4 protein-coding genes are annotated in these 3,504 nt (G+C 64.4%); 2 read left to right on the top strand and 2 right to left on the bottom strand.

What is annotated here, in order from left to right; translation table 11 throughout:
* The first annotated feature begins 154 nt into the window (after window positions 1-154).
* Complete coding sequence (locus tag VET27_RS14050; protein WP_526519076.1) at window positions 155-511, top strand: hypothetical protein; 357 nt, start codon at window positions 155-157, stop codon at window positions 509-511.
* A 176-nt stretch (window positions 512-687) separates the two neighbouring features.
* Here the strand turns inward: VET27_RS14050 and VET27_RS14045 are convergent, their stop codons facing one another.
* Together VET27_RS14045 and VET27_RS14040 are read right to left on the bottom strand one after the other, a co-directional pair.
* Window positions 688-1,209 (bottom strand): universal stress protein, encoded by a 522-nt coding sequence (locus VET27_RS14045; protein WP_526519074.1) that lies wholly within the window; start codon window positions 1,207-1,209, stop codon window positions 688-690.
* A complete protein-coding gene (locus VET27_RS14040; RefSeq protein ID WP_526519072.1) occupies window positions 1,206-2,732 on the bottom strand; it encodes an amino acid permease in 1,527 nt (508 codons plus the stop codon). The genes VET27_RS14045 and VET27_RS14040 overlap by 4 nt, the downstream gene beginning before the upstream one ends.
* Before the next feature lie 200 nt (window positions 2,733-2,932).
* Here VET27_RS14040 and VET27_RS14035 point away from each other — a divergent pair.
* Window positions 2,933-3,504, top strand: a 572-nt coding sequence (locus VET27_RS14035) for a saccharopine dehydrogenase family protein (RefSeq protein ID WP_526519070.1), incomplete at its 3' end; no start/stop codon positions are given.

Raw genomic sequence — 3,504 nt, 5'->3', positions numbered from 1 at the left:
CGCATGATGTTCGTCAGCAATCATGACAAGAACGCATGGGAGGGAACGGAATTCGAGCAGTTCGGTGACGCGCTCGAGGCGGGATCGTGCTCTCGGTCGTCGGTGAGGGTATGCCGCTGATCTACAGCGGGCAGGAAGCGGCAACGACCGGCGGTTGGAGTTCTTCGAGCGGGATCCGATCTTCTGGCGCGATCATCCGCTGGGCGAACTGTACCGAAAGTTGTTCGCGCTGAAGCGCAGCAACACCTCACTGTGGAAATGCTCGGCGGGGTGCCGGATGATCAACGTGCCGAACAGCCTGCCCGCCAACGTGTTCAGCTTCGTTCGGCAGAACGAGCGGGACAAGGTGTTCGCTGTGCTCAACCTAACAGCCGAGGGCCAGACCGTCACGTTCTCCGAGTCGCTCGGCCACGGTTCGTACATCGACTACGTCAGCGACGAGCCGATCAAGGTCGACGACGACACGGTGCAGACCTTGGACGGATGGTCCGCACGCGTTTTCGTGCAATAGCCGGGTCGATTCGCGCGCGCCGGGTCGCGAGTAATTCTCGCTTCCGTCGGAGGCTGACCCGTCGCTTCACCCAGACCAGAATCAGCGCGAGGACGATCGCGATGATCGCGTTGCGGCGCCGGACTGCCACGGTGCTGTACAGGCCGCGACGCGCATTCGAGGTAAGAGGGGCTGAGCTATTCCCCTTGTTTGATCTTCTTCGGTTTCTTCGCCTTTTGCGCCCCGGCCACCTTGACAGTGGGGCTGGCATTCTCCACCGCCGTCACCGTCTGGGCTTCTTTGTCCTCGGCCGGCACACACAGCACCGGACGGGTCGACCAGTGCAGCAGCTTGTGCGGGGTGGATCCCAGAATCGCACCGCGGAGCGGACTCTCGCCCCAGGTGCCCACCACGATCAGCCGCGCGTCGTACTTTTCCGCAGTGTCCAGCAGCGCCGCGGCGGGTTTCGCGTCGACCAGTTCGACCGCGGTGGTGACGCCGGCGGCCGTCGCTTCGTCAACGGCTCTGCCGAGCGCAGTCCGGCCCATCTCGGCGAGAGCGTCGAAGTGCGCCTTGAACTCCTCGCCACGCACGCCGCCGGGCGGCTCGTCCGCGTACACCAGCACCAGGGTGTCGCCGAGCAGCCGGGCGAGATCGATGGAGTAGCCCAGCGCCCGGCGCGCCCCCGGTGATTCGTCATAGCCGAGAACAATGCTCATGATCCGTCTCCTGCCTTGTCCATCGAACCGGCGCCGTGGAGGTCGGCGAGCAGCGCCGGGTCCACCACGCTGGGCCGCTCCAGCCAGAACTTCCTGTCGTGAACGCGCCAGAAGATCATGAAGACCACACCGATCAGGAAGACGCCGACACCGATCACCAGGGGCGGCCCCACCCCGAACCAGGCCACTCCAGTGTAGGAGTTCTCCGGGTCGGACATGTCGATGATCGACTCGATCAGCAGCCAGAACAGCAGGACGGCCCCGATGACCGGTCCGGCGCCGATGAGCAGGAAGTTCTTCACGCTCTTGGTCAGTTCGTGGCGGTAATAGACCGCGCAGGCAAAGCCGGTGAGGCCGTAGTAGAACGCGATCAACAGTGAGAGCGCCGTCAGCGAGTCGAACAACGCGTTCTCGCTGATCGCATTGACCACCAGGTACCAGCCGATGGCGATGCCGGCCACCAACCACGTGGACACATCGGGCGTCCGGAACCGGGGATGGATGTGCGCCAACGCCTTGGGCAAAGCGGCCCTGCGTGCCATGGACAACCCGGTCCGGGAGGCCGGGATGATAGTCGTCTGGGTGGACGCGATGGCCGAGGTCGACACCGCGAGCAGCACCACCCACGACCAGCCGCCCATCACTTCATCGGACAGCGCGGCGAAGATCGCCTCCTCCTCATCGGCGTTCTCGACGAGGTAGTCGACGCCTGCGTAGGCCACCACGGCCACCGCGACGCAGACATAGGTGACGAGCAGGACCAGCGTCGACACGATCGCCGCCTTGCCCGGCGTCGACGAAGAACCCTCGGTCTCCTCGTTGAGGTTGACCGCAGACTCCCAGCCCCAGTAGGCGAACACGCCCAGCAGCAATGCCGCGGTCAGCGCGGCTCCACCGGCGCCGAACGGATTGAGCCAGGAGATCTCGGGAGTGGTACCCACCAGCGAGCTGTTGCCGGACAGCGCGGTGACCAGCGCGACGACGGCGAAGGCCAGCAGGGCCAGCACCTGCGCGATGATCAGTACGTCCTGCACGTGCGCCGACAGTTCGGTGCCGATCACGCAGATCGCGGTCATCACCACGATGAGCGCCACAGTGAGCGCGCGGACCGCGATCACGTTGTCCGCGAGATCGTCGGCGCCGATGGCGAGCAGGAGGTACTTGACGCCGACATCGGCCAGCGATCCGACCACCAGCACACCGGTCATGCCGATAGCCCACCCGGCGATCCAGCCGAACCACGGTCCCATCGCCCGCGTCACCCAGGAGAATGTCGTCCCGCAATCGGAATCAACCCGATTGAGGTAATAAAAGGCCGATGCGATGAGCAGCATCGGCACGAACGAGGCAAGAAGTGCACCAGGGGCGTACACCCCGACCAGTGCCACGATCGGTCCGATCACCGCGGCCAGCGAATACGCCGGTGACGTCGAGGCCAGACCGATCACCATCGAGCTGACGAAGCCAATGGCGCCTGGTTTCAAAGTGGCGGCGGGTTCACTCTTTTCCGGGACCGATGTCATGTGCCCTCCAAGTCGCGGACCGTAACGGACGGTGCCGGTTCGAGTCGCGAACCCGGCGCACGGGGAGCACGCTGAGTTCGTAGATGGGGTTCATTCACTCGGGCGGCGGTCCGGGCTTAGGCCCCATACTGTCACTAGATCGGCGCAATCGCCCTATCCGTTGTGGCTCAGAGTAAGAATTCCTGCGAAAGGGTGCTTCCATGCGAGTCCTACTTGTCGGAGCCGGAGGTGTCGGTGGCTCGATCGCGTTGATTGCGACCCGCCGGACCTTCTTCGAGGCGATGGTCGTCGCCGACTACGACGCGTCACGGGCTGTGCAGGTCGCCGAGTCCACCTCCGATTCTCGGTTCGTCGCAGCGCAAGTCGATGCCTCCGACACCGCGGCCGTGGTGAGGCTACTGGTCGACCATCGGTGTGACGTGCTGGTCAACGCCACCGATCCGCGCTTCGTCATGCCGCTGTTCCGGGCCGCGTTGGAAGCGGGCGCCCACTACCAGGACATGGCGATGTCGCTGTCCCGGCCGCACCCGGACGAGCCTTACTCGAAGACCGGCGTGAAGCTAGGTGACGAGCAGTTCGAGCTCGCCGATGAATGGGAACAATCGGGCAAACTCGCCCTTGTCGGCATTGGTATCGAACCCGGAATGGCCGATGTTTTCGCCCGATATGCGGCGGATGAGTTGTTCTCCGAGATCACCGAATGTGGGGTGCGCGATGGCGCCAACCTGACCGTCTCCGGCTACGACTTCGCGCCCAGCTTTTCGATCTGGAC

Origin of the sequence: Mycobacterium sp. (genome assembly GCF_035633495.1) — a bacterium.
Lineage (GTDB): Bacteria > Actinomycetota > Actinomycetes > Mycobacteriales > Mycobacteriaceae > Mycobacterium.
Note: the sequence above shows the minus strand (reverse complement) of the source record. Positions and strands in the feature narration are given on the sequence as shown.

What these genes read in the sequence shown, in the direction of transcription:
- VET27_RS14045 (WP_526519074.1), bottom strand. Translation starts at nt 1,209, where the DNA reads ATGAGCATTGTTCTCGGCTATGACGAATCACCGGGGGCGCGCCGGGCG.
- VET27_RS14040 (WP_526519072.1), bottom strand. Translation starts at nt 2,732, where the DNA reads ATGACATCGGTCCCGGAAAAGAGTGAACCCGCCGCCACTTTGAAACCA.